This window comes from Methylobacterium sp. J-067, from assembly GCF_022829465.1.
Taxonomy (GTDB): Bacteria; Pseudomonadota; Alphaproteobacteria; order Rhizobiales; family Beijerinckiaceae; genus Methylobacterium; species Methylobacterium litchii.
In genome coordinates, this window is record NZ_JAKSXZ010000110.1 from 260,364 (window position 1) to 285,079 (window position 24,716).

27 protein-coding genes are annotated in these 24,716 nt (G+C 68.3%); 12 read left to right on the plus strand and 15 right to left on the minus strand.

Going from position 1 to position 24,716, the window contains the following annotated elements; genetic code table 11:
• Positions 1-130: 130 nt before the first annotated feature.
• Positions 131-724, plus strand: coding sequence for a hypothetical protein (locus MKK52_RS16350; RefSeq protein WP_243955583.1), 594 nt, complete (start codon positions 131-133; stop codon positions 722-724).
• A gap of 93 nt (positions 725-817) precedes the next feature.
• Positions 818-1,270 carry a cupredoxin domain-containing protein gene (locus MKK52_RS16355; RefSeq protein ID WP_243955584.1) on the plus strand — a complete coding sequence of 151 codons (453 nt, stop codon included), beginning with the start codon at positions 818-820 and terminating at the stop codon, positions 1,268-1,270.
• A 55-nt stretch (positions 1,271-1,325) separates the two neighbouring features.
• Here MKK52_RS16355 and MKK52_RS16360 read toward each other — a convergent pair whose 3' ends face one another.
• Entirely contained in the window at positions 1,326-1,868 is a 543-nt protein-coding gene (locus MKK52_RS16360) for a PepSY domain-containing protein (protein ID WP_243955585.1), read from the minus strand.
• A 271-nt stretch (positions 1,869-2,139) separates the two neighbouring features.
• Here MKK52_RS16360 and MKK52_RS16365 point away from each other — a divergent pair, with 271 nt between their 5' ends.
• The 6 genes from MKK52_RS16365 to MKK52_RS16390 are packed head-to-tail and all read left to right on the plus strand — an operon-like array spanning position 2,140 to position 10,115.
• Complete coding sequence (locus MKK52_RS16365) at positions 2,140-2,229, plus strand: K(+)-transporting ATPase subunit F (protein WP_017484418.1); 90 nt, start codon at positions 2,140-2,142, stop codon at positions 2,227-2,229.
• Between the two features lie 22 nt (positions 2,230-2,251).
• On the plus strand, positions 2,252-3,967 hold the full coding sequence (gene kdpA, locus MKK52_RS16370; protein WP_243955587.1) for a potassium-transporting ATPase subunit KdpA: 1,716 nt from the start codon (positions 2,252-2,254) through the stop codon (positions 3,965-3,967).
• A gap of 41 nt (positions 3,968-4,008) precedes the next feature.
• Positions 4,009-6,093 carry a potassium-transporting ATPase subunit KdpB gene (kdpB, locus tag MKK52_RS16375; protein WP_243955589.1) on the plus strand — a complete coding sequence of 695 codons (2,085 nt, stop codon included), beginning with the start codon at positions 4,009-4,011 and terminating at the stop codon, positions 6,091-6,093.
• Positions 6,094-6,107: 14 nt separating this feature from the next.
• Positions 6,108-6,713 carry a K(+)-transporting ATPase subunit C gene (locus MKK52_RS16380; RefSeq protein WP_243955592.1) on the plus strand — a complete coding sequence of 202 codons (606 nt, stop codon included), beginning with the start codon at positions 6,108-6,110 and terminating at the stop codon, positions 6,711-6,713.
• A gap of 4 nt (positions 6,714-6,717) precedes the next feature.
• Positions 6,718-9,432: a sensor histidine kinase gene (locus MKK52_RS16385; RefSeq protein ID WP_243955594.1), complete on the plus strand. Its 2,715-nt coding sequence runs from the start codon at positions 6,718-6,720 to the stop codon at positions 9,430-9,432.
• Positions 9,429-10,115 carry a response regulator gene (locus tag MKK52_RS16390; protein WP_243955595.1) on the plus strand — a complete coding sequence of 229 codons (687 nt, stop codon included), beginning with the start codon at positions 9,429-9,431 and terminating at the stop codon, positions 10,113-10,115. The genes MKK52_RS16385 and MKK52_RS16390 overlap by 4 nt, the downstream gene beginning before the upstream one ends.
• A 1-nt stretch (position 10,116) precedes the next feature.
• On the opposite strand, the gene MKK52_RS16395 is transcribed toward MKK52_RS16390, so the two are convergent.
• From MKK52_RS16395 to MKK52_RS16405, 3 genes are all read right to left on the minus strand, one after another.
• Positions 10,117-10,296, minus strand: coding sequence for a hypothetical protein (locus MKK52_RS16395; RefSeq protein ID WP_313898760.1), 180 nt, complete (start codon positions 10,294-10,296; stop codon positions 10,117-10,119).
• 159 nt (positions 10,297-10,455) lie between these two features.
• Complete coding sequence (locus MKK52_RS16400) at positions 10,456-10,842, minus strand: hypothetical protein (RefSeq protein WP_243955600.1); 387 nt, start codon at positions 10,840-10,842, stop codon at positions 10,456-10,458.
• 3 nt (positions 10,843-10,845) lie between these two features.
• Positions 10,846-11,550 carry a glutathione S-transferase N-terminal domain-containing protein gene (locus tag MKK52_RS16405; RefSeq protein ID WP_243955602.1) on the minus strand — a complete coding sequence of 235 codons (705 nt, stop codon included), beginning with the start codon at positions 11,548-11,550 and terminating at the stop codon, positions 10,846-10,848.
• 168 nt (positions 11,551-11,718) lie between these two features.
• On the opposite strand from MKK52_RS16405, the gene MKK52_RS16410 reads away from it, so the two are divergent.
• The 3 genes from MKK52_RS16410 to MKK52_RS16420 all read left to right on the plus strand — a co-directional run bounded on the left by MKK52_RS16410 (position 11,719) and on the right by MKK52_RS16420 (position 13,183).
• Complete coding sequence (locus MKK52_RS16410; protein ID WP_243955604.1) at positions 11,719-11,967, plus strand: hypothetical protein; 249 nt, start codon at positions 11,719-11,721, stop codon at positions 11,965-11,967.
• A gap of 4 nt (positions 11,968-11,971) precedes the next feature.
• Complete coding sequence (locus tag MKK52_RS16415) at positions 11,972-12,208, plus strand: hypothetical protein (protein ID WP_243955606.1); 237 nt, start codon at positions 11,972-11,974, stop codon at positions 12,206-12,208.
• A gap of 87 nt (positions 12,209-12,295) precedes the next feature.
• Complete coding sequence (locus tag MKK52_RS16420; protein ID WP_243955608.1) at positions 12,296-13,183, plus strand: cation diffusion facilitator family transporter; 888 nt, start codon at positions 12,296-12,298, stop codon at positions 13,181-13,183.
• Between the two features lie 11 nt (positions 13,184-13,194).
• Here the strand turns inward: MKK52_RS16420 and MKK52_RS16425 are convergent, their stop codons facing one another.
• The 10 genes from MKK52_RS16425 to coxB form a co-directional block, all read right to left on the minus strand.
• Positions 13,195-14,448, minus strand: a complete 1,254-nt coding sequence (locus MKK52_RS16425; protein WP_243955611.1) for an SfnB family sulfur acquisition oxidoreductase — start codon at positions 14,446-14,448, stop codon at positions 13,195-13,197.
• A gap of 14 nt (positions 14,449-14,462) precedes the next feature.
• Positions 14,463-15,581 carry a dimethylsulfone monooxygenase SfnG gene (sfnG, locus tag MKK52_RS16430; RefSeq protein WP_243955613.1) on the minus strand — a complete coding sequence of 373 codons (1,119 nt, stop codon included), beginning with the start codon at positions 15,579-15,581 and terminating at the stop codon, positions 14,463-14,465.
• Between the two features lie 224 nt (positions 15,582-15,805).
• Entirely contained in the window at positions 15,806-16,546 is a 741-nt protein-coding gene (locus tag MKK52_RS16435) for an SURF1 family protein (protein ID WP_243955615.1), read from the minus strand.
• The gene (locus MKK52_RS16440) at positions 16,543-16,902 is read right to left on the minus strand and encodes a DUF983 domain-containing protein (protein ID WP_243955617.1); all 360 of its coding nucleotides are present in this window, start codon (positions 16,900-16,902) and stop codon (positions 16,543-16,545) included. The genes MKK52_RS16435 and MKK52_RS16440 overlap by 4 nt, the downstream gene beginning before the upstream one ends.
• Before the next feature lie 118 nt (positions 16,903-17,020).
• Positions 17,021-17,878 (minus strand): cytochrome c oxidase subunit 3, encoded by an 858-nt coding sequence (locus MKK52_RS16445; protein WP_243955619.1) that lies wholly within the window; start codon positions 17,876-17,878, stop codon positions 17,021-17,023.
• 109 nt (positions 17,879-17,987) lie between these two features.
• A complete protein-coding gene (locus MKK52_RS16450; RefSeq protein WP_243955621.1) occupies positions 17,988-18,617 on the minus strand; it encodes a cytochrome c oxidase assembly protein in 630 nt (209 codons plus the stop codon).
• Positions 18,618-18,628: 11 nt separating this feature from the next.
• Positions 18,629-18,793 (minus strand): hypothetical protein, encoded by a 165-nt coding sequence (locus tag MKK52_RS16455; protein ID WP_243955622.1) that lies wholly within the window; start codon positions 18,791-18,793, stop codon positions 18,629-18,631.
• Positions 18,794-18,799: 6 nt separating this feature from the next.
• Positions 18,800-19,735, minus strand: coding sequence for a heme o synthase (locus MKK52_RS16460; RefSeq protein WP_243955623.1), 936 nt, complete (start codon positions 19,733-19,735; stop codon positions 18,800-18,802).
• A gap of 202 nt (positions 19,736-19,937) precedes the next feature.
• Positions 19,938-21,569 carry a cytochrome c oxidase subunit I gene (gene ctaD / locus MKK52_RS16465; RefSeq protein ID WP_243955624.1) on the minus strand — a complete coding sequence of 544 codons (1,632 nt, stop codon included), beginning with the start codon at positions 21,567-21,569 and terminating at the stop codon, positions 19,938-19,940.
• Between the two features lie 51 nt (positions 21,570-21,620).
• Complete coding sequence (gene coxB, locus MKK52_RS16470) at positions 21,621-22,460, minus strand: cytochrome c oxidase subunit II (RefSeq protein ID WP_243955875.1); 840 nt, start codon at positions 22,458-22,460, stop codon at positions 21,621-21,623.
• Positions 22,461-22,695: 235 nt separating this feature from the next.
• Here coxB and fdhD point away from each other — a divergent pair, with 235 nt between their 5' ends.
• Complete coding sequence (gene fdhD, locus MKK52_RS16475) at positions 22,696-23,472, plus strand: formate dehydrogenase accessory sulfurtransferase FdhD (RefSeq protein ID WP_243955625.1); 777 nt, start codon at positions 22,696-22,698, stop codon at positions 23,470-23,472.
• 3 nt (positions 23,473-23,475) lie between these two features.
• Here fdhD and MKK52_RS16480 read toward each other — a convergent pair whose 3' ends face one another.
• Positions 23,476-24,309, minus strand: a complete 834-nt coding sequence (locus tag MKK52_RS16480) for a hypothetical protein (protein WP_243955626.1) — start codon at positions 24,307-24,309, stop codon at positions 23,476-23,478.
• Between the last annotated feature and the right edge of the window lie 407 nt (positions 24,310-24,716).

The window sequence follows — 24,716 nt, forward strand, 5'->3', positions numbered from 1 at the left end:
ACAACAGGTTTGGATTGAATAATTATGCTTGTACGTATTCGGAAGGACTTGCCTACGAGCCGCCAGCCGGACAAAGCTTAAGAAATCGTAGCTATGCCTGGAGCGAGCCTTGCACCGTGTGATTCGCTCAGTGACCGCCGCCGTCGTCACGATGGCCGTGGTGACGCCCTCGCTCGACGTGGTCCAGGCCGCAGGGGCGAACAAGCAATCTCAGACTGCCGGGCGTGCCGCCGTCGAGGCAAAGGACACGACCTTCATCGACAAACAGGAGAAGATGTGGGGCCGGCTCTCGGCCTCGATCTGTTCCGGCTGCATCACGGCCGCGAACCGCGTCGCTCCTTCGAGCTACGAGAAGCCGGGCAGCACGCCAGTCGCCGAAGCGAAGCTGGAGACGGTGAAGGCGGCCGTCCGCACGGCGGCGACGCCGCGCCGGTTCGTTCAGTTGAAGAAGCGCTACGCCAAGCACAATCGCCGCGAGAGGCTGCGGCTTGCGGCGCGCGCCCGGTGGAGGACGGCGATGCTCGCCAAGCGCCGGGCGCTGCACATTGCAGCCCTGAAGCGGCGTCATCCGGCCCCGGCGAGGGCCGCCTTCGTCCCGGCCTACGACGCGCGCTCGATCAATACAGTCTATCGCATCCCCACCGATCAGCCTTTCACCCCGAGCGACGACGGGCGGTGGCACGCGACGATCCTCCCGACCGCGCTACGCATGCGCCGGAGCTGAGCCCGTCGCGGGCGAGTTGACGCGCCGAGGAACCGGCCGGGCGGCCCTCCCTTGTCCGGGGGACCGCACTCAAGCGGACGGAGTTCTGAGACGATGCGATTGAGACCGGCGACCGCCCTCGGGCTGGCCCTGAGCCTCCTGCCCGCCACGGCCTTCGCACAGGGCAAGCCCCTGCCGCCGCCGGCCAGCGATGCCACGCCGCCCATCGAATTGTCGATCACATTGCAGGACGGGAAGCCGGTCTGCGCGCCGGCCGAACTGCTCGTGCCCGCCAACACCAACATCGCCCTGAACGTCGTCAGCCAGGCCAACGCCGATGTGACGCTGACCATTCCGGGCCAATTCTCGAACGGCCTCGTCGAGCACGCGGACGGCGATCTCGTCCACGTGGCGAGCGAGAAGGGCTATCTGGTGAAGCGCAACGGCAAGGGCGTGCTGAAGCTGCGGACCGAAGGGCCGGGGCAGGTAAAATACGCCTGCACCGCCACGAACAACCAGAGCCAGCCGTTCACTGGCACCTACACGCGGAAGGGGACGAACGGCTGATTCCGATCGAGACGAAAGCGGCCCCGGCGCTGGTCCGGGGCCGCGTATTGGACGATTAGTCGACCACCTTGCCGTCCGGCCCGACCTTCACGGTCTGCTCCTTGTCGGCACCCGCGACCTTGATCTCGTACTGCACGGCCTTGCTGTCCTTCGACACCTCGGCCTCGTAGGCCTTGCCGCCGCCGGCCTTCTGCTCCGCGATGGCGAGTGCGTCCTTCAGGGTCGTCTTCGCCTCGTTGAAGTTCTTCGTGGTGAGGAAGGTGAAGTAGCGCTCGATCGGCTGGTTCTCGGTCTTGTAGACCGCGCCGGTGTCGGCGTTGATGCCGTATTCCACGAGCTTTCCGCTCGGGTAGACGACCTTCACGGCGTAATGCACCGGGTCCTTGCTGTCGGCCTTCTCGAAGTCGGCGTCGATGGCGCGGCCGCCCTTCTCCTCACCCTGCATCTCGGCAGTGCTGATCGCCTGCGGCAGGGCCACCTTTGCGGTCTTGGCGACCTGCCACTCCTTCATGTCCTTCATGTCGCCCGTGGTCTGGGCAAAGGCGAGGCTGGTGCCGAGCAGAAACAGGCCAGCAGTGGCGGCAAACGTCTTCGTCATGGCGGGTAGAACCTCGTTTTCGAGTGTGTTGCCGTCATGAACGCCCCAGGCACGGGCCTGTTTCATCGATCCTGATACGATCCTTATGCGGATGGGCTGCGGCCCCTCTCGAACCCTCACGCGGAGGCTGAGATGATCCGAGGCGGCGGGATGAGCCCGCCGACCGGACCGCACACCATGCTCGACCTGATCTTCGTCGCCGGAGGCCTCGCCTTCTTCGCCGCCAGCGCCGGCTATGCCGCCCTGTGCGAGCGCCTGTGAGGGGGCGGCGATGACCCTCGACCTCGCCCTCGGCGCCCTCGTGACCGCCGGCCTCCTCGTCTACCTCACCTACGCCCTCGTCCGCCCCGAGCGGTTCTGAGCGGCGGCACGGACTTCACCCCATGACAACCAACGGCTGGATCCAGATCGCGCTGTTCTGCGCGGTCGTGCTGGCGCTCGTGAAGCCCTTGGGCTTCTACATGACCCGCGTCTTCGGTGGGGAGCGCACCCTTCTCTCGCCCGTCCTCGGACCCGTCGAGCGCGGACTCTATCGAGTGGCGGGCCTCGATGCCCGACAGGAACAGACATGGCTCGGCTATGCCGGCGCCCTCGTCGTGTTCCATGTGCTGGGCTTCCTCCTGCTTTACGCGATCCTGCGGTTGCAGGCGCTGCTGCCGCTGAACCCGGCGGGGCAGGGGGAGGTGGCGCCCGACCTCGCCTTCAACACGTCGACGAGCTTCATCACCAACACCAACTGGCAATCCTACGGCGGCGAGACCACGCTCTCGTACCTGTCGCAGATGCTGGGGCTGACGCACCAGAACTTCCTCTCGGCGGCCACCGGCATCGCCGTGGCGGTGGCGATGATCCGCGGCTTCAGCCGCGCCTCGTCGCGCACGCTCGGTTCGTTCTGGGTCGATGTCACCCGCGCGACCCTCTACGTGCTGTTGCCGCTCTGTGTCGTCTACGCGCTGTTCCTGGTCTGGCAGGGCATCCCGCAGACGCTGGGCGCCTCCGTCGATGCGACGACGCTGGAAGGCGCCAAGCAGAGCATCGCGCTCGGCCCCGTGGCGAGCCAGGTGGCGATCAAGATGCTCGGCACGAACGGGGGCGGGTTCTTCAATGCCAACGCCGCGCATCCCTTCGAGAACCCCACCGCCCTCTCGAACTTCGTGCAGATGGTCTCGATCTTCGCGATCGGCGCCGCGCTCACCAACGTGTTCGGCCGGATGGTCGGGGACGAGCGCCAGGGCTGGGCGATCCTCGCCGCCATGGGCGTGCTGTTCGTGGCCGGCGTCGCCGTCACCTACTGGGCCGAGGCGCAGGGCAGTTCCGTGCTGAACGGGCTGGGCCTGACCGGAGGCAACATGGAGGGCAAGGAGACCCGCTTCGGTATCGCGACCTCGGCGCTCTTCGCCGTGATCACCACCGCCGCCTCCTGCGGCGCGGTGAACGCCATGCACGATTCGTTCACGGCGCTCGGCGGCCTGATCCCGCTCATCAACATGCAGCTCGGCGAGGTCATCGTCGGCGGCGTCGGCGCCGGGCTCTATGGCATGCTGATCTTCGTGCTCATCGCGATCTTCGTCGCGGGACTGATGGTCGGACGCACCCCCGAATACCTCGGCAAGAAGATCGAGGCGAAGGAGGTGAAGATGGCCATGCTCGGCATCCTCTGCCTGCCGCTGATGATGCTCGGCTTCACGGCGGTGGCGGCGGTGCTGCCGGCGGGGCTCGCAGGCCCGGCCAATGCCGGCCCGCACGGGTTCTCCGAGATCCTCTACGCCTACACCTCGGCGGCGGCGAACAACGGCTCGGCCTTCGGCGGGCTGACGGCGAACACGCTGTTCTACAACTCGACGCTCGGCATCGCGATGCTGGTCGGCCGGTTCTTCGTGAAGATCCCGGCGCTTGCCATCGCGGGCTCGCTCGCCGCCAAGAAGACGGTGCCTGCCTCCGCCGGCACCTTCCCGACCCATGGCGGGCTGTTCGTCGGCCTGCTGGTCGGCGTGGTGCTCATCATCGGCGGGCTGACCTTCTTCCCGTCCCTCGCGCTCGGCCCGGTGGTCGAACACCTCGCGGGCGCCGCCGGCCAGACCTTCGGCACGGGCGGCTGACCGCCCGCCGCCGTCATCCCATCCCCATTCGGACATCTCCCATGTCTCGCCCGACATCCTCCCTGTTCAGCGCGGCCCTCGTGGGGCCGGCGCTCCTCGGCGCCCTCGCCAAACTCGATCCCCGTGCCATGATCCGCAACCCGGTCATGTTCGTGGTCGAGGTGGTCGCCGCCCTCACTACGATCCTCTTTCTGCGCGATCTGATCGCCGGGGGGGCGAACCTCGCCTTCACCGGCCAGATCGTCCTGTGGCTGTGGTTCACCCTGCTCTTCGCGAACTTCGCGGAGGCGCTCGCCGAAGGCCGGGGCAAGGCGCAGGCCGATTCCCTGCGGCGCACCCGCACCGAGATGACGGCCAAGCGCCTGACCGGCACCGGCCGCGCCTACGAGACCGTGCCCGGCACCTCGCTGAAGGTCGGCGATCTCGTGCTGGTGGAGGCGGGCGACCTCATTCCCTCCGACGGCGAGGTGGTGGCCGGCGTCGCCTCCGTGAACGAGGCGGCCATCACCGGCGAATCCGCCCCCGTCATCCGCGAATCCGGCGGCGACCGCTCGGCGGTGACGGGCGGCACGCAGGTCCTGTCCGACGAGATCACCGTGCGCATCACGGCGGCGGCGGGCTCCACCTTCGTGGACCGCATGATCGCCCTGGTGGAAGGCGCCTCCCGGCAGAAGACGCCGAACGAGATCGCCCTGAACATCCTGCTCGCCGGGCTCACCCTGGTTTTCGTCTTCGCGGTGGCAACGATCCCGAGCTTCGCGAGCTATGCCGGCGGCTCGATCCCCGTCGTGGTCCTCGTCGCGCTGTTCGTGACGCTCATCCCCACGACCATCGGCGCCCTGCTTTCGGCCATCGGCATCGCAGGCATGGACAGGCTGGTGCGCTTCAACGTGCTCGCCATGTCGGGCCGCGCCGTGGAGGCGGCGGGCGACGTCGACACGCTCCTCCTCGACAAGACCGGCACGATCACCCTCGGCAACCGGCAGGCCACCGAGTTCCGGCCGATCCGGGGCGTCTCGGAGCAGGATCTGGCCGACGCGGCGCAACTCGCCTCGCTGGCCGACGAGACGCCGGAGGGCCGCTCCATCGTCGTGCTCGCCAAGGAGAAGTACGGCATCCGCGCCCGCGACATGGGAAGCCTCAACGCCACCTTCGTGCCGTTTACGGCGCAGTCGCGGATGTCGGGCGTGGACCTGCAGGGCTCCGCGATCCGAAAGGGAGCGGTGGAGGCGGTGATCGCCTCGCTCACCGGCCGCCCGCTCCAGGGGCGCGGTTCGAGCGCGCTCGCCGTCGCGGAAACCGAGCCGGCAGCGGCCAGCGAGATCCGCGCCATCGCGGAGGAGATCGCCAAGGCCGGCGGCACGCCGCTGGCGGTGGCGCGCGATGGCCGCCTGCTGGGCGTCGTCTATCTCAAGGACATCGTGAAGGGCGGCATCCGCGAGCGCTTCGCCGAACTGCGCCGCATGGGCATCCGCACGGTGATGATCACCGGCGACAACCCCATGACCGCCGCCGCCATCGCCGCCGAGGCGGGGGTGGACGATTTCCTCGCCCAGGCGACGCCGGAGGACAAGCTGGCGCTGATCCGCCGGGAGCAGGCCGAGGGCAAGCTCGTCGCCATGTGCGGCGACGGCACCAACGACGCCCCGGCGCTCGCCCAGGCCGATGTCGGCGTCGCCATGAACACCGGCACGGTGGCCGCCCGCGAGGCCGGCAACATGGTCGATCTCGACAGCGACCCGACGAAGCTCATCGAGATCGTCGGCATCGGCAAGCAGTTACTGATGACGCGCGGCGCGCTCACCACCTTCTCCATCGCCAACGACGTGGCGAAGTACTTCGCCATCATCCCGGCGATGTTCCTGACGCTCTACCCGCAGCTTCAGGCCCTTAACGTGATGGGCCTCGCCTCGCCGCAGAGCGCCATCCTGTCCGCGATCATCTTCAACGCGGTCATCATCATCGCGCTGATCCCCCTCGCCCTGAAGGGCGTCGCCTACCGGCCCGTCGGCGCCGCCTCGCTGCTGCGCCGGAACCTGCTGGTATACGGCCTCGGCGGGGTGATCGTCCCCTTCATCGGCATCAAGGCGATCGACCTCGCGGTCAGCGCCCTCCACCTCGCCTGAATTCGAGTTCGCCCATGCTCACCCAGCTTCGCCCCGCCCTCGTCCTGATGGTCGCCCTCACCGCGATCACCGGCCTCGCCTATCCCCTCGCGGTCACGGGAATCGCGGGGGCCGTCTTCCCGGCAAAGGCCGCCGGGAGCTTCATCGAGCGGAACGGCCAAGTCGTCGGCTCGTCGCTGATCGGCCAGAACTTCACCTCGGCCGGCTATTTCCATGGCCGCCCTTCCGCCACCACGGCCGCCGACCCGGCCGACGCGACCAAGACCGTGCCGGCGCCCTACAACGCCAGCAATTCCGCCGGCTCGAATCTCGGGCCGACCAGCGCGGCCCTGTCCGAGCGGGTGAAGGGCGACCTCGATACCCTAAAGGCGGAGAACCCCGGCGCCGCCGTGCCGGTGGACCTCGTGACCACCAGCGGCTCCGGCCTCGATCCCGACATCAGCCCGGAGGCCGCCCTGTTCCAGGTGCCCCGCGTCGCCAAGGCGCGATCCCTCCCCGAGGATCGTGTGCGGGCCTTGGTGACGTCGCGCATCGAGGGCCGTACCCTCGGCGTTCTCGGCGAGCCCCGCGTGAACGTGCTGGCCCTGAACCTCGCCCTGGACGATCTCTCCCACCCCTGACCCGATGCCAGAGACCGGACGCGACCCGAACCGCCCCTCGCCCGACGCGCTGCTCGACGCCGCGCGCCGGGAGGAGCGGGGGCGCGGCCGGCTCAAGGTGTTCCTCGGCGCCGCTCCCGGCGTCGGCAAGACCTACGAGTTGCTGACCATCGGCCGGGCGCGGCTGAAGGCCGGGGCCGACGTGGTGGTCGGCGTGGTCGAGACACACGGGCGGGCCGAGACCGAAGCCCTGCTCGACGGGTTCGAGACGATCCCGCGAATCCGCGTGCCGTATCACGGCACCGTCTTGCAGGAGATGGACCTCGACGCGCTCCTCGCCCGCCGCCCCGACCTCGCCCTGGTGGACGAACTCGCCCACACCAACGCGCCGGGCTCGCGCCACCCGAAGCGCTATCAGGACGTGGAGGAATTGCTCGACGCGGGCATCGATGTCCTGACCACGCTCAACATCCAGCACGTCGAGAGCCTGAACGACGTGGTGGCCGCGATCACCCGCATCCGCGTCCGCGAGACGGTGCCCGACAGCGTGCTCGACCGGGCGGACGACATCGAGGTGGTCGACCTCAACCCCGACGACCTGATCCAGCGCCTGAAGGACGGCAAGGTCTACGTGCCGGCCAATGCCGAGCGGGCGCTGAACCATTACTTCTCGCGCGGCAATCTGACGGCTCTGCGCGAACTCGCCCTGCGCCGCACAGCCGACCGGGTCGATGACGAGCTCATCAGCTACATGCGGGCCAACGCCATCGCCGGCCCCTGGGCGGCGGGGGAGCGACTGCTGGTCTGCCTCAACGAGGATCCGCGCGGGGGGAGCCTCGTGCGCTATGCCAAGCGCCTCGCCGACCGGCTGCACGCCCCCTGGACCGCCCTTGTGGTGGAAGGTGCGCGCTCGGCCTCCCTCACGGAGGCGCAGCGCGACCGGATCGCCGACGCCCTGCGCCTCGCGGACAGGCTCGGCGGCGATGCCGTGACCATCCCCGGCGGGCGCCGCGTCGCGGAGGACATCCTGGCCTATGCCCGCTCGGCGAACGTGAATCACATCGTCGTCGGCAAGGCGTCGCGCTCCTGGCTGTTCGAATTGCTGAACGGCTCGGTGGTCCATGATCTCGTGCGCGGCTCGGGGGCGATCAGCGTCCACGTCGTACCCGGCGAGGCGATGGCGCCGGAGGCCGCGAAATCCCGGGGCATCGCGGTCGCCGCCGCGCGGCGCGAAGGTTTCGGGCCGTATCTCTTCGCCATGCTCGTCACCGCCACCGGCCTCGGCCTCGCGCTGGCGGCGCAGCCGAGTCTCGGCTCGGAGAATGCGGACTTATTTCTGCTGACAGGCGTCGTCGCCGTGGCGATCCGCAGTGGGCTGGGGCCGTCCCTCGCGGCGGTGGTCGCGGCCTCGCTCGCCTACAACTTCTTCTTCCTGCCGCCCCTCTACACCTTCACCATCGCCGACCCGTCGAACGTGGCGGCGTTCGTGCTGTTCACCATCGTCGCCGTGCTGGTCTCGAACCTCGCGGCGCGCTCGCGCCTGACGGCGGTGATCAGCCAGTCGCGGGCGCGGGCGACGGAACGACTCTACGGCTTCTCGCGCAAGCTCGCGGGCTGCGGTACCCTCGACGACGTGCTGTGGGCCACCTGCGCGCAGATCGCCGCCATGCTGAATGTGCGGACGGTGCTGCTCCTGCCGGAGAACGATACCGTCACCGTCCATGCCGGCTACCCGCCGGAGGACAGGCTGGACGAAGCCGACCTCGCCGCCGCCCGCTGGGCCTTCGACAACGACCGCCCGGCCGGGCGCGGCGCCGACACCCTGCCGGGCGCGCGACGCCTCTTCATCCCCATGCGCACCGGGCGCGGCACCATCGGCGTCGTCGGGCTCGATGCTGACGGGACGGGGCCGATCCTCACCCCGGAGGACAGGCGCCTCCTCGACGCCCTGGCCGACATGGGGGCGCTCGCCATCGAGCGCGTCCGCCTCGTCGAAGACCTCGACAAGGCCGAGCGCGCCGCCGAGACCGACCGCCTGCGCCAAGCCTTGCTTACCTCGATCAGCCACGATCTGCGCACGCCGCTCTCTTCCGTGCTCGGCGCGGCGAGCACCCTGCGCGACCTCGAGGCCGCGCTGCCGCCGGAGGCGAAGGCCGACCTGCTCGGCACCATCATCGAGGAATCGGAGCGGCTGAACCGGTTCATCGCCAACCTCCTCGACATGACCCGATTGGAGGCCGGCGCCGTGGCCCCGAACCTCGCCCTGCAGGATGTCGGCGAGATCATCGACACAGCCTTGCGCCGGGTGGACAAGGTTCTGCGAGGCCACCGGGTGGTGGTCGATGTCGAGCCGGATCTCCCCGCCCTGCGGCTCGACCCCGTCCTGTTCGAGCAGGTGCTCGTGAACATCCTCGACAACGCCGCGAAATACGCCCCCGAGGGCTCGGTGGTGACGGTGCGCGCCCGCCGCGCGGGATCCCAACTGCGCATCGAGGTGACGGACGAGGGCGACGGCCTGCCCGAGGCGGATACCGAGCGCGTGTTCGACAAGTTCTACCGCGCCCGCAAGGGCGACCGGGTGCGAGCCGGAACGGGGCTCGGCCTCGCCATCTCGCGCGGCTTCGTGGAGGCGATGGGCGGGCGCGTCACCGCTGCCAACCGGCGCGACCGCCTGGGCGCCTGCTTCACGATCAGCCTGCCCGTGCCGGAGGGGCGGACCTCGAAGGACATCGCCGCATGAGCGCCACCGTCCTCGTGATCGACGATGAGCCGCCGATCCGTAAATTGCTGCGCATGGGGCTCTCGACGCAGGGTTACACGATTCTCGAAGCGCCGGACGGGCGCACTGCCCTCGACGTTCTGAAGCGCGAGGGCGCCGACCTCGTCATCCTCGATCTCGGCCTGCCCGACATGCGCGGGCACGACCTGTTGAAGGCGATCCGCTCCGCCCATCCCGACCTGCCGGTGGTGGTGCTCTCCAGCCGCGACGACGAGGGCGGCAAGGTCGAGGCTTTGGACCTCGGCGCGGACGATTACGTCACCAAGCCCTTCGGCATGGCCGAGTTGCTAGCCCGCTTGCGCGCCGCCCTGCGCCACCAATTGGCCACGCAGGGCGAACGGCCGATCTTCCGCGTCGAGGGGCTGATGGTCGATCTCGTCCGCCGCATCGTCCGCGTGAACGACGCGGAGGTGAAGCTGACCCCGCGGGAATACGATTTCCTGCGGGTGCTGGTGAACCATGCCGGCAAGGTGCTCACCCACGCGCAACTGATGCAGGCGGTCTCTACCTCGTCGGACCCGCAATACCTGCGGGTCTACATGCGCCAGCTTCGCCAGAAGCTCGAAGCCGATCCCGAGCGCCCGCGTCTCCTGCTGACAGAGACCGGCGTCGGCTACCGGCTTCGCGCCCCAGACGCGCCGTAGATCAGGTGCGCAGTTCGATGCGGTCGCCCGAGACGAGCACCGCGTCGGGCCGGCGGCCCGTCTCGACGCAGGCGTAATGGAACGCGGCCTGCCGGTCGCGGAACAGGCCGCCACCGCGCCCATGAATCTCGACGGCGACCCAGCGCCCCCGGGAATCCTGTCCGACGACGAAGGTGTTCATGGGCGCCGGCGCGGCGCTGACGAGAAGAGCGGGTGACATGGATGGGGAGGAGGGGTTCACTCGATCCTCTGAGGACCGCGACCCCCATGTGAGCCCGCCGGCGTGAGGGTTCGAGGGGGCGAGCCGCCGGCCGCGATAAGGATGTCGTGAGGATCGGCCTCAGAGCGCCCGTTCTGGCTTCCTGCTCGTCAGCCGCAGGCTCAACGGGCGCCCGGCGATGGCGCCACCGAGTCCGTCGGTGATCGCCATCGGCAGGCAGCGCGACACCGCGCCGAGCGCCGCCGCGATGAAGCCGCGCTGCTCGTCACCCGTCCCGACGAGGCGAGAATGGGTGATGCGCGGCTGGCCGAGGAGCGAGCCGTCGCGCTTCAGGCTGAACAGCACCGTTACCTCGGAACCCATCGCCCCTGGCGGCACGTCATCGAGCGTGGCGCAGGTACCGAGCGTCTGCCAGAGCGTGGCGAGGTTGTCCGCCGGGGCGGCGTAGGCCCCAGCGGGATGGGCCGCGACGCCGAGGGCAAGGAGGGCGGCGCGGCTCCGGCGCATGGCCTAGCGGGGCGTGAGGGAGGCGGTCTGCCCGAACATGATCTTCTTGGCGTCCTCGCTCATGGTCTTCCCGAAATCCGGGTTGATCTTCGGGGCGTGGGCGTAGGCCGCCTTGGTGCCGGGTCGCTCCGCGATGGCGTGGAACCAGCGCTTCAGGTGCGGATGCTCGTCGAGGTCCTGGCCCTGCTTCTCCCACGGAACGATCCACGGGTAACAGGCCATGTCTGCGATGGTGTAATCCGGCCCCGCCACGAACTCGCGGTCGGCGAGGCGACGGTCGAGGACGCCGTAGAGCCGGTTGGTCTCGTTCACGTAGCGCTTGATCGCGTACTCGATCTTCTCCGGCGCGTACTGGCTGAAATGGTGATTCTGGCCGAGCATCGGGCCGAGGCCGCCCATCTGCCAGAACAGCCATTGCAGCACCTCGTAGCGCCCGCACATCTCCTGCGGGATGAAGCGCCCGGTCTTCTCCGCGAGGTACAGGAGGATCGCGCCCGATTCGAACAGGCTCATCGTGCCGCCGCCTTTCGGCTCGTGATCCACAATGGCCGGCATGCGGTTGTTCGGGGCGATCTTGAGGAAGTCCGGATCGAACTGCTCGCCCTTGCCGATGTTCACGGGCTTGATCGTGTAGGGGAGCCCGGCCTCTTCCAGGAACATCGTGACCTTGTGGCCATTCGGCGTCGGCCAATAATGCAGATCGATCATCGCACGTCCTCGTTGGAGGCCGTCATCCCGGCCCGGTGCAGACGCGGAGGAGGTGGGACGGAACACCCTTCGGATCAAGCGGGCCGAACCGAATCGCGCCGCCGGACTTAAATGCTTGGTCGCCGCCACGCCTGATCCGAACGAGCGCGCGGCCGGAGGAGCGAGCCTATGCCGTGGTACGCCGTGCGTCCGCGCGATCCCGCCGACCCGCGCTGGCCCCTGCCGGGGACGGAGCAGATCGTCCTGAAGGCCGATGACCCCGACCAGGCACGGTCGCGATTCCAGGAAGCCTACCCGAGCGAGCCCTATGGCAGCCCCAACGTTCCGGTGCGCGATGCCGGGATCGGCAGCTTCGGCAGCGAGCCCGATGCCCTGACGATCGAAGAGACGAGTGAACCTCCCTCACCGAAGGAGTGATGTCATGGACCGCAAGACAGCGCGTTTGCGGGTGACCCTCGACGGCCAACTCGTGGATTACTGGTCGCGCGAGGCGGCCCGCCTCGACGCCCTGGCCGCCAAGGCCCGGTTCGCGTGGCAGAAGCGCGGCTTCCTCCGCAAGGCCGAGCGCGCCCGTGCCCAGGCGGAACGCAGCCGCAGCCGGGAGGCCGCGCGCAAGGGCCAGATGCCCAACACGCCCGCCGAGTTAAGCCTGGGCTAAGAGGTATTCCCGGCACTCGAAGCTTTGCCATGGTCTTCCGGGGGTGTCGTCGGATATGCAGCCGGCGTTCACCCATACGGTTCGACCATGGAACGCTCGCAGCAAGCCGCCCTGCTCAGCGCGGGGATCGGCGTCGCCGTCACGGCGCTGAAATTCTACGCCGCGTGGCTCACCGGGAGCCTCGCGCTGTATTCCGATGCGCTGGAGAGCATCATCAACGTGGTCGCGGCGGCGGGCGCGTTCATCGCCCTGCGCATTGCCGCTCAGCCGGCCGACGAGGACCACCCCTACGGCCACCACAAGGCCGAGTTCTTCTCGGCGGTGATCGAGGGCGCGCTCATCATCGTGGCCGCCCTGCTGATCCTGCGTGAGGCCTATAACGGCTTCCTCGCTCCGAAGCCCCTCGATGCCCCCGCCGCCGGCTTGGCGATCAACGCCGTCGCGGGCGTCGTCAACGCGGCGTGGGCCTGGGCGCTGCTGCGCTGGGGCCGGGAATGGCGCTCGCCCGCCCTGATCGCCGACGGCCGGCACATCTTCGCCGACGTTTTGACCTCGATCGGTGTTCTCAGCGGCGTCGCGGCGGTGTGGTTCACGGGGATGCCGGTGCTCGATCCGGCCATTGCGGGCCTCGTGGCCCTCAACATCCTGTGGTCCGGCTACCGCATGGTCCGCGAGTCGGTCGATGGGCTGATGGACAAGGCCGCGTCGCCCGAGGTCGTCGGGCAGGTCCGCGCCCTCATCTCGCAGCACGGGGAGGGCGCCCTGGAGGCGCACGACGTACGCACCCGCTCCGCTGGCAGCGCGACCTTCGTGGATTTCCACCTCGTCGTGCCGGGGGAGATGACGGTCGCGGAATCGCATTGCATCTGCGACCGTCTGGAAGACGCCCTCGCCACCACGATTCCCGGCACCGTGGTGACGATCCATGTCGAGCCCGGCGACAAGGCCAAGGCGCGCGGCGTGCCGGTGCTCTGACGCGGGCGGACTCAGCTCCAGGCGTGGAACGGCGGGTTGACGCCGTTGAGCGCGTGGTTGCCGACGATGGCGTATTTCCAGCGCACCGGATCGTGCAGCGTGTGGGTTCGGGCGTTGCGCCAGTGCCGGTCGAGATTCTCGGCGGCGAGGGTCGAGCGGGTGCCCGCGAGCTCGAACAGCTTGTTCGACGCGGCCAGCGCGATCTCGGTGGTGAGCACCTTCGCCTCCGCCACAGCGAGTTGCGCGGCGGCGACCGTCTCCGCATCCGGCGCGGCGATGGCGGCGTCCAGCGCCTCGCCCGCCCGGTCGAGCAGCGCCTCGGCGGCGTGCTGGCGGATGGTGAGGTCGCCGATGGCCTGGATCGTATAGGGATCGTCCGAGGCGCGCTCCTGCCCGCTGTCGATCCATGGCCGGGCCTTCTCCCGCACGAAGGCGATGGTGTCATCGAGCGCGGCGCGGCCGATGCCGGCATCGATGGCCGCCTGGATGATCTGGAACACCGCCCCGTCCGTGCGCGGCCCTTCGTAGCCCTTCCAGGCCGGGACGAGGTGCGTCTTCGGCACCCGGACATCCTCGATGAGCACGGTGCCGCTCGCCGTGCCGCGCTGGCCGAAGGCGGACCAATCGTCGATGACCGTGAGGCCCGGCGCATCCCGCTCCGCGATGGCGTACCACGCGCGCCCCTCGGTATCGACGGCGACGATCGGCACGAGATGCGCGAGCAGGGCGCCCGTTGCGTAGAACTTCTGACCGCGCACCATGACGTGGTCGCCGTCATCCACGAAGCGGGTCTCGAAGTCGGCGGCGCGCTTCGTGCCCCGCTCCGAGAAGGCGTTGCCGAAGCGGACGCCGCGCAGCACCTCCCCGAACAGCAGCGCCTGCTGCGCCTCGTCCGAGACGGTCCTGATCGCCGCGACGATTCCGAGATGGTTCTGCGCGATCTGTCCGACGGACGGGTCCGCCGCCGAGACGATGGCGATGACCCGCGCCAGCGTCCGGTAGGACACCTCCGGCCCGCCATGGGTCTTCGGCACGTTAATGGACCAGAGGCCGCTCTGCGAGAAGGCATCGACCTCACGCAGGGGCCGTACCGCGTCGCGGTCCCGCTCCGACGCGCCCGTGCGGATCTCGGCCGCGAGGCTGGTGGCGACCCTGATCGCCTCCGCGTCGTCGCGGATCACGCGGGCCGGCGTCGCGGGCTTGGGCGGCCCGGGCACCCCGGCCGCGCTGCCGCCGAGGGAATGAGGGGCGAGGGCAATGGTCATGGCAGCCTCCGCGCTCAGGCCGCAGCGGCGGCGGGCGCCGCCTGACGGGCCGCTTCCAGGGCGCGGACCCTCGGCAGGATCTCCCGGCCGAAATACTCCACCTCTTCCTGGAAATGCAGGAAGGCCAGCAGAACGAGGTCGGCTCCGGCATCCTTGAGGGCGATGATGCGCTCCGCGATCTGGTCCGGCGTGCCGATCAGATTCGAGCGGAAGCCGTCGTTGTATTGGACCAGATCCTCGAAGGTGGATTTCGCCCAGTTGCCCTCGCCCTCCGGGCTCGCCTTGCCGGCGTTCTTCACCTCGTGCCCGAACGCCTTCACCGCATCCGAGTCGGCATGGGCGATGATGTCGTTGAGGACGGCGCGGGCGTCCTCCTCGGTATCGCGGGCGATGACGAAGGCATTCACACCGATCTTCGGCGCGTTGCCGTTCTCGGCCGCCTTGGCGCGGATGTCCTCGACCTGCGCGCGGATGGCCTCCGGCGTATTGCCGTTCGTGAAATACCAATCGGAGACCCGCGCGGCCATGTCCCGCGCCGCCCGCGACGAGCCGCCCTGGAAGATCTCCGGCAGGGGTTCGGCCGGCTTCGGCTTCAGCGTGTAGTTCGTGTAGCGGTAGAAATCGCCGCGGAAGGTGAAGTTGTCCTGCGTCCAGATCCCCCGCAGGGAGCGGATGAACTCCTCCGAGCGGCGATAGCGCTCGTCATGGTCGAGCCAGGGTTCGCCGATGGCGCGGAACTCGCCGGAGAACCAGCCCGAGACGATGTTCACCGCGATGCGTCCGCTCGTCAGCTGCGAGATCGTGGCGATCTGCTTGGCGGCGAGCGTCGGGTTCCATGGGCCGGGAAGGATCGCGGCAATGACCTTCAGCTTGGTCGTGGCGGCAAGCAGGGCGTGGCTGAAGGCGACCGACTCGTGCTGGTACTCCGCGCCGTAGCCGGCCGTGAAGCGGATCTGCGTGAGCGCGTAGTCGATCCCCGCCTCTTCCGCGATTTGTGCCAGTTTGCGGTTGTATTCCGCGTCCCAGCTCGTCCGTTGCGGGATACGGCTGATGACGAGGCCGCCGGACACGTTCGGCACCCAATAGGCGAAACGAACGGGCTCGGAATTGGTGTGCTCGCGACGAATGCTCATGGCGCGGCGAAGTCCTTCTGAAGGGCGATGTACATCGCGACGTCTCATGGCGTCCGCTGAAGTACTTCGGCTGATCCGACCGTCAGAGTATCGCCAGCCTATTTCGTCCCGTCAAAGGAACGTTCGGCTATTTTCGAACGAGGACCCGGAACGACGTGCCACCGCCCCCACGTCTGCGAGGGCGGTTCGTTCTCTTGTCCAAATGTATGCAGAAACGGGGTGGGTCAGGCCGGCTCGTGCAGCCGCCGCCACGCGAACACGCCGAACACGCCGACGAGGCAGGCGGCGATGCCGTACCAGGTGAAGGCATATTGCAGGTGGTTGTTCGGCAGGTCGACGCGCAACTGGCCGCCGCGCGGCCACGTCGTCTGACCCGGCACCGCATCGGCCTCAATCAGGTAGGGCGCGACGTCACCGAGCCCCCGCGCGACGGCGATGCCGGCCACGTCGCGGTTAAACCATTCGCCCTTCGCGGGATCCGGCGCCGGCACGAACATCCCACGCGGCTCGCTCGCCCGCAGGATGCCGGTGACATTAGTCTCACCCTCGATCAGCCCTGCGAAGCGGTCGGCCTGCGCCTTCAGTTCCGTCGGCACGAAGCCGCGATTGACGAGGACGGTCCCGCCATCGTCGCGCACGAAGGGGGTGATGACGTAGTAGCCCTGAAGCGCCCGTCCCGGCGTCTCGCCTGCGGCGAGACCATGAACCAGCGTCTCCTTGTCGTTGAGGAAATGGCCCGCCACGCGCACATGCCGGAACTCGTCGGCCGGATCCCAGGCTGCCGAAGCGGGCGGCGCCACCGGCTCGGCCCTGGATTGAGCGATGATCCGCGCGATCAGATCCTCTTTCCACGACTTGCGCTCGACCTGCCACGTTCCGAGGCCGATCAGAATCGCCAGCGCGATCAAGGCAGACAGACCCGGCGCAATCAGGTCGCGCCACGCACCGGCCCGAATACCGCTCACAGCTCGAAGCGGCCCTCCTCGGCCTTGTTCTTGAACTGCAGCGCGATCAGCAGCCCCTTCAGCGGACGCACCAGCAACAGACTTAAGCCGATGGAGAGGGTACCCGCCACCAGGGCATGGACCCAAATCGGCGGCTCGTAGCTGATCTCCAGCCAGAGGGCGGTGCCGACGACGATCAAGCCGACGATCGACATGACGAAGAAGGCCGGCCCATCCGCCGAATCGAAACCCGAATAGTCGAGGTGGCAGACCTCGCAGCGGGGCCGCAGCGCGAGATAGCCTTGGAACAGGTGGCCTTCGCCGCAGCGCGGACAGGCGCCGCGCAAACCTGTCGGTATCGGCGGGGGGGTGGGCATGGCGATCCAGTACGTTGAGTCTATCGTTGAGATAAGGGATCGCCGCGGAACGAAGAAGGGGCGGCCAAAGCCGCCCCGTCATGTGTTTGGATCAGTGTTCTTTTCGGTTACGCGCCCGTCAGTGGGCCGCGTGACCGATTCCCGAGCCCCACACGTAGATGGCAGCGAAGAGGAACAGCCACACCACATCGACGAAGTGCCAGTACCAGGCCGCGAATTCGAAGCCGAGATGCTGCTTAGGCGTGAACGAGCCGGCATAGGCCCGCATCAGGCAGACGGCGAGGAAGATGGTGCCGATGATGACGTGGGCGCCGTGGAAGCCCGTCGCCATGAAGAACGTGGACGAGTAGATGCTGCCCGCGAAGCCGAACTCCGCGTGGCTGTACTCGAAGGCCTGGCAGGCCGTGAAGATGACGCCGAGGACGATCGTCAGCCACAGGCCGTACTTCAGGCCCTTCCGGTCCCCTTCGAGGAGGGCGTGGTGCGCCCAGGTGATGGTGGTGCCGGAGGTGAGCAGGATCAGCGTGTTGAGCAGCGGCAGGTGCCACGGGTCGAACGCCTCGATGCCCTTCGGCGGCCAGACACCGCCGGTGAACTCCACGCGCGACACCTGGATCGGGTCGGCGGTGTAGAGGGCGGCCTCGAAGAAGGCCCAGAACCACGCGACGAAGAACATCACTTCGGAGGCGATGAACATCATCATGCCGTAGCGGTGATGGAGCTGCACGACGCGGGTGTGATCGCCGGCATCGGCCTCGTGCGCGACGTCCTTCCACCACGAGTACATGGTGTAGAGCACGCCGACCGCGCCCAGGCCGAACACGTAGGGGCCCGGCGACAGGGTGCCGATCTGCAGGCTCTTCATCCAGAACACGGCGCCGAACGCCATGAGGAACCCGGAGAAGGCGCCGATCAGCGGCCACGGACTCGGCGCGAGGATATGGAAGTCGTGATTCTTGGCGTGCGCCTCAGCCATCGTCCCGTCGCTCCTCACGCGGCGGTGTAAGCCCTTCCGGCACCACCGCTCTTGCCCAGCTTACCCGCAGCTTTAATCGCTCCGGGCCCTTATTGTCACGCGCCCGCGATCAGAAATCGCGTTTCGTCCCCGACGGTGCCGTGTTGGCCACGGATGCCGTCACCGGCTGGCCGTTCTTCGAGGCGAAATACGTGTACGACAACGTCATCTCCGACAGATGCGCTGTGTTCGAATCGTCGCGCACGGCCGGATCGACGTAGAAGACGACAGGCACGTCGATGGTCTCACCCGGCTGCAGGGTCTGCTCATTGAAGCAGAAGCAGGCCACCTTCACGAAGTACCCGCCCATCAGGCCGGGCTGAACGTTGAAGGTCGCGACACCCGTCGTGGGCTTGTCGCTCGCGTTCTTCACGCGGAAGAAGACGGTCTTGGTTTCGCCGAGCTTCGCCTCGACCTGGTTCGCCTCTGGCGCGAACTTCCACGGCAGGCCGGGGGCGACGTTGGTGTCGAAATGGACGACCATGCTGTCGTTGCTGTGCGCGGCGGCGACCGAGAGGGCCGGGCCCTGCCGGGGCGTGCCGTCGTAGCCCGTCGCCTTGCAGAAGGCGTTGTAGAGGGGCACCGACGCGTAGGCGAGGCCGACCATCCCGAAGGCCACGCCCGCGCAGATCACCGCCGTGCGGGCGGCGCCGCGTGTGGTCGGGGGGCGAGGGGAGGGACCGGGGGACAGGGCAGTCATCGCGTCTCCCTCTAGAGCGGCCGGTTGAGAACCTGCGGACCGAGCTTCGCGATGGTCAGCACGAAGAACAGCAGGACCATCGCCCCGAGCGCCAGGGCGATCGCCACCGAACGCTTGCGGCGGCGCGCTTCTTCCTCAGGGGTGAGCGGACGATACTCGACCTTCGGATCCGGCATCATGGCTCAGGCCACGACTGCACGGAACAGGCCGAGGCTCTGCTCGGCCAGCAGCGCCGAGAACAGCGCAAAGAGATAGAGGATCGAGAAGCCGAACAGGCCCATCGCGGCCTTCTTCTCGGCCTCGCCGGTCTTGTTCTTCAGCACGCGGACGCTGAGCGCCACCATACCGATCCCGCCCACGGTGCCGACCACGGCGTAGAGCAGGCCGCCGAAGCCGAGGGCAACCGGGACGAGGCCGAGCGGCGCCAGGAAGAGCGAGTACCAGACGATCTGACGGCGGGTCGAATCCGGGCCGGCGACGTTCGGCATCATCGGGATGCCGGCGCGGGCGTATTCACCGGCCTTGATGAGCGCCAGCGCCCAGAAGTGCGGCGGCGTCCAGATAAAGATGATGGCGAACAGCACCAGCGACTCGATGCCGACCTGCCCGGTGACGACCGCTTGCCCGATGACCGGGGGCAGGGCACCCGCCGCGCCGCCGATGACGATGTTCTGCGCGGTCGCCCGCTTCAGCCACATCGAATAGATCACGGCGTAGAAGACGATGGTGAAGGCGAGGAGCGCCGCCGAGAGCCAGTTCGCGGCCAGCCCGAGCACCATCACCGACGCCACGGAGAGGAACAGGCCGAAGCCCAGCGCCTCGCTGGAGGTAATCTTGCCGGCCGGGATCGGCCGGCTCGAAGTGCGGGTCATCACCGCATCAATGTCGGCGTCCCACCACATGTTGAGGCAGCCCGAGGCGCCCGCGCCCACCGCGATGGCGAAGAGCGAGATCGCGCCGATGGCCGGCGAGACATGGCCGTGTGACACGCTCATTCCGACCAGCGCCGTGAAGATCACGAGCACCATCACCCGCGGCTTCAGCAGGGCGAAGTAGTCTGGAACGTCGCCGCCGACGGACGCGACCGCAGGGCTCAGGGTGTTGGTGGCACTCGTCATCAGGTTCGCTGCTGCTCGGCCCGCGACCACGGGGCGGCATGCGCCACGGGGTCGTCACTCAGGTGCAAGTCCGTTCAAGGTGTCGGGGCTCTGCGGCCCGCGTCCCCCGGCAATCGGCCCCGGGGCGCCCTTGCCGGGAGGTCGCTTGCGGCGGCCTCCGGGGAAGGGCGGGGGCCGCGAACGGCCCCCGGCGATGGATGACTTAGTGGACGCCCGGCTCGTCGATGATGCGGGGCAGGGTCTCGAACTGGTGGAAGGGCGGCGGCGAGGACAGGGTCCATTCCAGGGTGGTGGCACCCTCGCCCCACGGATTGTCCGCAGCCCGCTCCTTCGACCGGAACGCCAGGACGACGCCGATGACGAAGACGAACATGCCAAGGCCGAAGATGTGGCCGCCGTAGGTGGAGACCTTATGCCAGCCGGCGAAGGCCTCGGGATAGTCGGCGTAGCGACGCGGCATGCCGGCGAGGCCGAGGAAGTGCATCGGGAAGAACAGGATGTTCGCGCCGATGAAGGCCAGCCAGAAGTGCAGCTTGCCGGCCCATTCCGGGATGATGCGGCCGGTCATCTTCGGGAACCAGTAGTAGACACCGGCGAAGATGACGAACACGGCGCCGAGCGACAGCACGTAGTGGAAGTGCGCGACGACGTAGTAGGTGTCGTGGAGGTACTTATCGACCGCCGAGTTGGCGAGCACCACGCCGGTCACGCCGCCGACGGTGAAGAGGAAGATGAAGCCCACCGCCCAGTGCATCGCGGCGGTGAAGCGGATCGAACCGCCCCACATGGTCGCGATCCAGGAGAAGATCTTCACGCCCGTCGGCACCGCGATCACCATGGTGGCGAACACGAAGTAGGACTGCGTCTGAAGCGACAGGCCGACCGTGTACATGTGGTGAGCCCACACCACGAAGCCGACGACGCCGATGGCGACCATCGCGTAGGCCATCGCGAGGTAGCCGAAGACCGGCTTGCGCGAGAACGTGGCGATGATGTGCGACACGATGCCGAAGGCCGGCAGGATCATGATGTACACTTCGGGGTGACCGAAAAACCAGAACAGGTGCTGGTACAGGATCGGATCACCTCCGCCGGCCGGGTCGAAGAACGTCGTGCCGAAGTTGCGGTCCGTCAGCAGCATCGTGATGGCGCCCGCGAGCACCGGCAGCGAGAGCAGCAGCAGGAACGCGGTGACCAGCTCGGCCCAGGCGAAGAGCGGCATCTTGTGCAGCGTCATGCCGGGGGCGCGCATGTTCAGGATGGTGGTGATGAAGTTGATGGCGCCGAGGATCGAGCCCGCGCCGGACAGGTGCAGGGCGAAGATCGCGAAGTCGACGGCCGGGCCGGGATGGCCGGCGGTCGAGAGCGGCGGATAGACGGTCCAGCCCGTGCCGGCGCCGCTGGCCCCTGGGGCGCCTTCGACGAACAGCGAGCACAGCAGCGAGCAGAAGCCCGCCACGGTGAGCCAGAACGAGATGTTGTTCATGCGCGGGAACGCCATGTCCGGCGCGCCGATCATCAGCGGCACGAACCAGTTCCCGAAGCCGCCGATCAGGGCGGGCATCACCATGAAGAACACCATGATGAGGCCGTGGCCCGTGACGAAGACGTTATAGGTCGCCGGGTTGGAGAAGTACTGCAGGCCGGGCTGTTCCATCTCCATGCGGATGCCGAAGGAGAGGAAGGCGCCGATCATGCCCGCGCAGAACGCGAACAGCAGGTACAGCGTGCCGATGTCCTTGTGGTTCGTCGAGAGGAACCAGCGGGCGAAGAACCCCGGCATGTGGTGGTCGTGGGCGTCGTGGGCCCCGGCATGGGTGGCGTGTGTTGCCATCTGAGACGTGCCTTAAGGATGGACGGGTGCGTTGCGGAGGCCGGGCGCGGGTCAGCGCGCCTCGGCGAAGCTCTTGCCGTTGTCGATGGCGGCGTACTTGGTCTTGGCCTCCTTCAGCCATTCCGCGTAGGCCTGGTCGCTGACGACGCGCACGACGATCGGCATGTAGGCGTGCCGCTGGCCGCACAGCTCGGAGCACTGGCCGTGGAACGTGCCTTCCTTCTCGGCCTTGAACCACATCTGGTTCAGGCGGCCGGGGACGGCGTCGATCTTGAAGCCGAAGGCCGGCATCGCCCAGGAATGCAGCACATCGGCGGCGGTGACCTGGATCTTTACGACCTTGTTCACCGGAACGACCATTTCGTTGTCGGTCTGCAGCAGGCGGGGCTGCTTGTCCTCATCGATGTTGGCGTCGAACGTGAAGCCGCCGCCCTGCTCGGTCTGCGGATACTCGTAGGACCAGTACCACGCGTGCCCGATGACCTTCACGATCATGTCCGCCTTCGGGTCCGAGAGCTGCGTGCGCAGCAGGCGGAACGAGGGGATCGCGACGGCGACGAGGATCAGAACCGGCACGATGGTCCAGGCGACCTCGATGGCCGTGTTGTGGGTGAAGCGCGAGGGGGACGGGTTGCGCTTCTCGCCGAAGCGGAACACGCACCACAGGATCAGGCCCAAAACGAAGAGGGAGATTGCCAGCGAAAGCCAGTGCAGGCCGATCTCGAAATTCAGGATGTCGCGGGCGTTTTCCGTGACCGGGATCTGCCGGCTCATCTCCCACGGCACAGGCTGGCCGAACCCGCCGGCCGAGGCCGGAGCGGCGCCTACAAGCAATGCGCCGAGGAACGGCAAGGTCGTCAAGGACCTGGTGATCGTCCGCACCGTCCGCATTCCTCTCATGGCTCCCCGTCCATTCGCTGCAGGTCGTTCGCCCCGTCTTGACTGCGCGGGGACCATCGCCGACCTGACGGAATGCCCGATCATTCACTGAACGGGCTTCCGCGGATGGCTTCAGATCACAAGGACGATCGTGGTGCAACCACCCAAGCGTCGCATGGAGGGCTTTCCAAAGGCTGGAAGCGTCGCGCAGCAGCAACACAACTCGCTTCTTTCCGTCGATGCACAGATGAGTGTGGTCGACTACGCCCAAATGGCATTCCGCGACGGGACGAGGCCGCTTGCCGTCGAGGCGCCGGTCAACCTCGTCTACGGCAGCGTGCCGCATGCGGTGATGATGACCACACCGGGCGATCTCGAAGATTTCGCCTACGGCTTCAGCTTGACTGAAGGTATCGTCGAGGATGCTTCCGAGATCCGCGACGTCCAGGTCGAGGAGGTCGAGGGCGGGCTTCGTCTCCTGGTCGAGCTCGCCCCCGGCCGGCTGCGCGAACACCTCGCGAGGAAGCGCGCGATCAGCGGGCGGACGGGATGCGGCGTTTGCGGGATCGAGAATCTGGACTCCCTGCCACGGGCCCAGACGCGGGAGGGGACGTCGCTGCGCGTGCCGGTCGCGTCGATCGCCAAGGCGCTCGAAGCCCTCGATTCGGCGCAGACGCTCGGCGCGAGGACACGGGCGGTCCATGCGGCGGCCTGGGCGCTGCTCGACGGGACATTGCTCGCGGTGCGCGAGGATGTCGGCCGCCACAACGCCCTCGACAAGCTCATTGGCGCGATGATGCGGGCCGGCACCGACCCGGCCGAGGGATTCCTCGTCATCACGAGCCGCTGCTCGTTCGAGATGGTGGAGAAGACGGCTCGCCTCGGGGCGGGAATGGTGGTCGCGATCTCGGCGCCGACCTCGCTCGCCCTCGAACGGGCGAAGGAGCACGGGATCACCCTGTGCGCCATCGCCCGCTCCGATTCCCTCACCGTCTTCACGGGTGGCGAGAGGCTCGTACGCTGACGATTATTGCGCGGCCTCGCCGTCCTTCCCAGGCGTGCCCGGCACGACGGTCGCGCCGCCGATCACGCGGACGTTGCGCTTGCCCTCGGCGGGCGGGTCCTTCCAATCCGGCTTCGGCGTCGCCACGGCGGCGACGGGCTTCGGCTCAGCCGGCGGGTTGGCGATGGCCGTCGGGGTCGCGGGTTCGGCGGGGGGCTGCGCGGCCTCCGGCGCCGGCTTCGGCGCGGGGGCGACGGGGCTCACCTTGGCAAGGGACGGCTTCTCCGGCGCCTTGGTCGGGCTGGTGCGGGCGACCTTGCGCGGGGGTTCGGCACGGTGGCTGCCATCGGGGTTCAGGCCAAGGGGATTGCCCTCGGGCGGACGCAAGGCCTCGGCGCCGGGCCGGCGCGGCTGGCGGAAGGACGGGCCGGGTTCGTAGGGGGCAGGCTGCGGCGGTCGGGCGACGTCATCCTCCGTCCAGCCGTAGCCGGGCATGGAGCGAACGGGCGGCCGTTCGAGGCGGGCGTAGACGTCCTGGCCCGGCATCCGCTCCCGGCCGACGATGGCGCCACTGGTTGGATCGACCACCACACGCACCGGCATGCCGGCGGGGCTGATCGCGTCCACGAGATAGAAGCGGCCGTCGTAGCGCGGGCGCGTCACCCCGGTGAAGCCCCGGTCGGCCAGACGCCACGCGATGACGCGCGGCGGCAAAACGTCATCCTCGAAGAAGGTCCGGGCGAAGCCCTGCGCGCTCGCGCCGCCGGCCGAGGCCGCGACGAGGCCCGCCGACAGAAGGGCGGCCCGCAGCACGCGGGATCGCAGCTTGGCGCTCATCGGATTGGCGCTCACGCTCATCACATTCGTTCCCGTTTCTGGAGACCCGGCCGGGTAGTCCGGTTCCGGCATGGCCCGCCCGGTTCGCCCGGTTCTCGGCCATGCCGGCGAGGTCGTTGCCCCGCATGCCGCTTGTGCTCGGCCCTTTCCGTAGACAAGCCGATTCTGGCGATATTGCGAATGGCGCCGGCCGTATCGCGCCGGAAGTGCAACCACCGGAGGTCGCAACCTCGGCAAAGCGCTGGAGCCCTTGCTGAAACCACTCCAATCTGCCAACTTCGCCGATTAGGACAGTAGCACTGTCCCATTCGCCTTGATCGCGCGTCGCGCGCGGGCGCAATCGTCGGCAGAAGAGACCGCGCCGCTGTTGTGCGAGCGGGCCTCCGGGCACCGCCACACGGGGCGGCCCCCTGCGTCTTTTGCGCTCC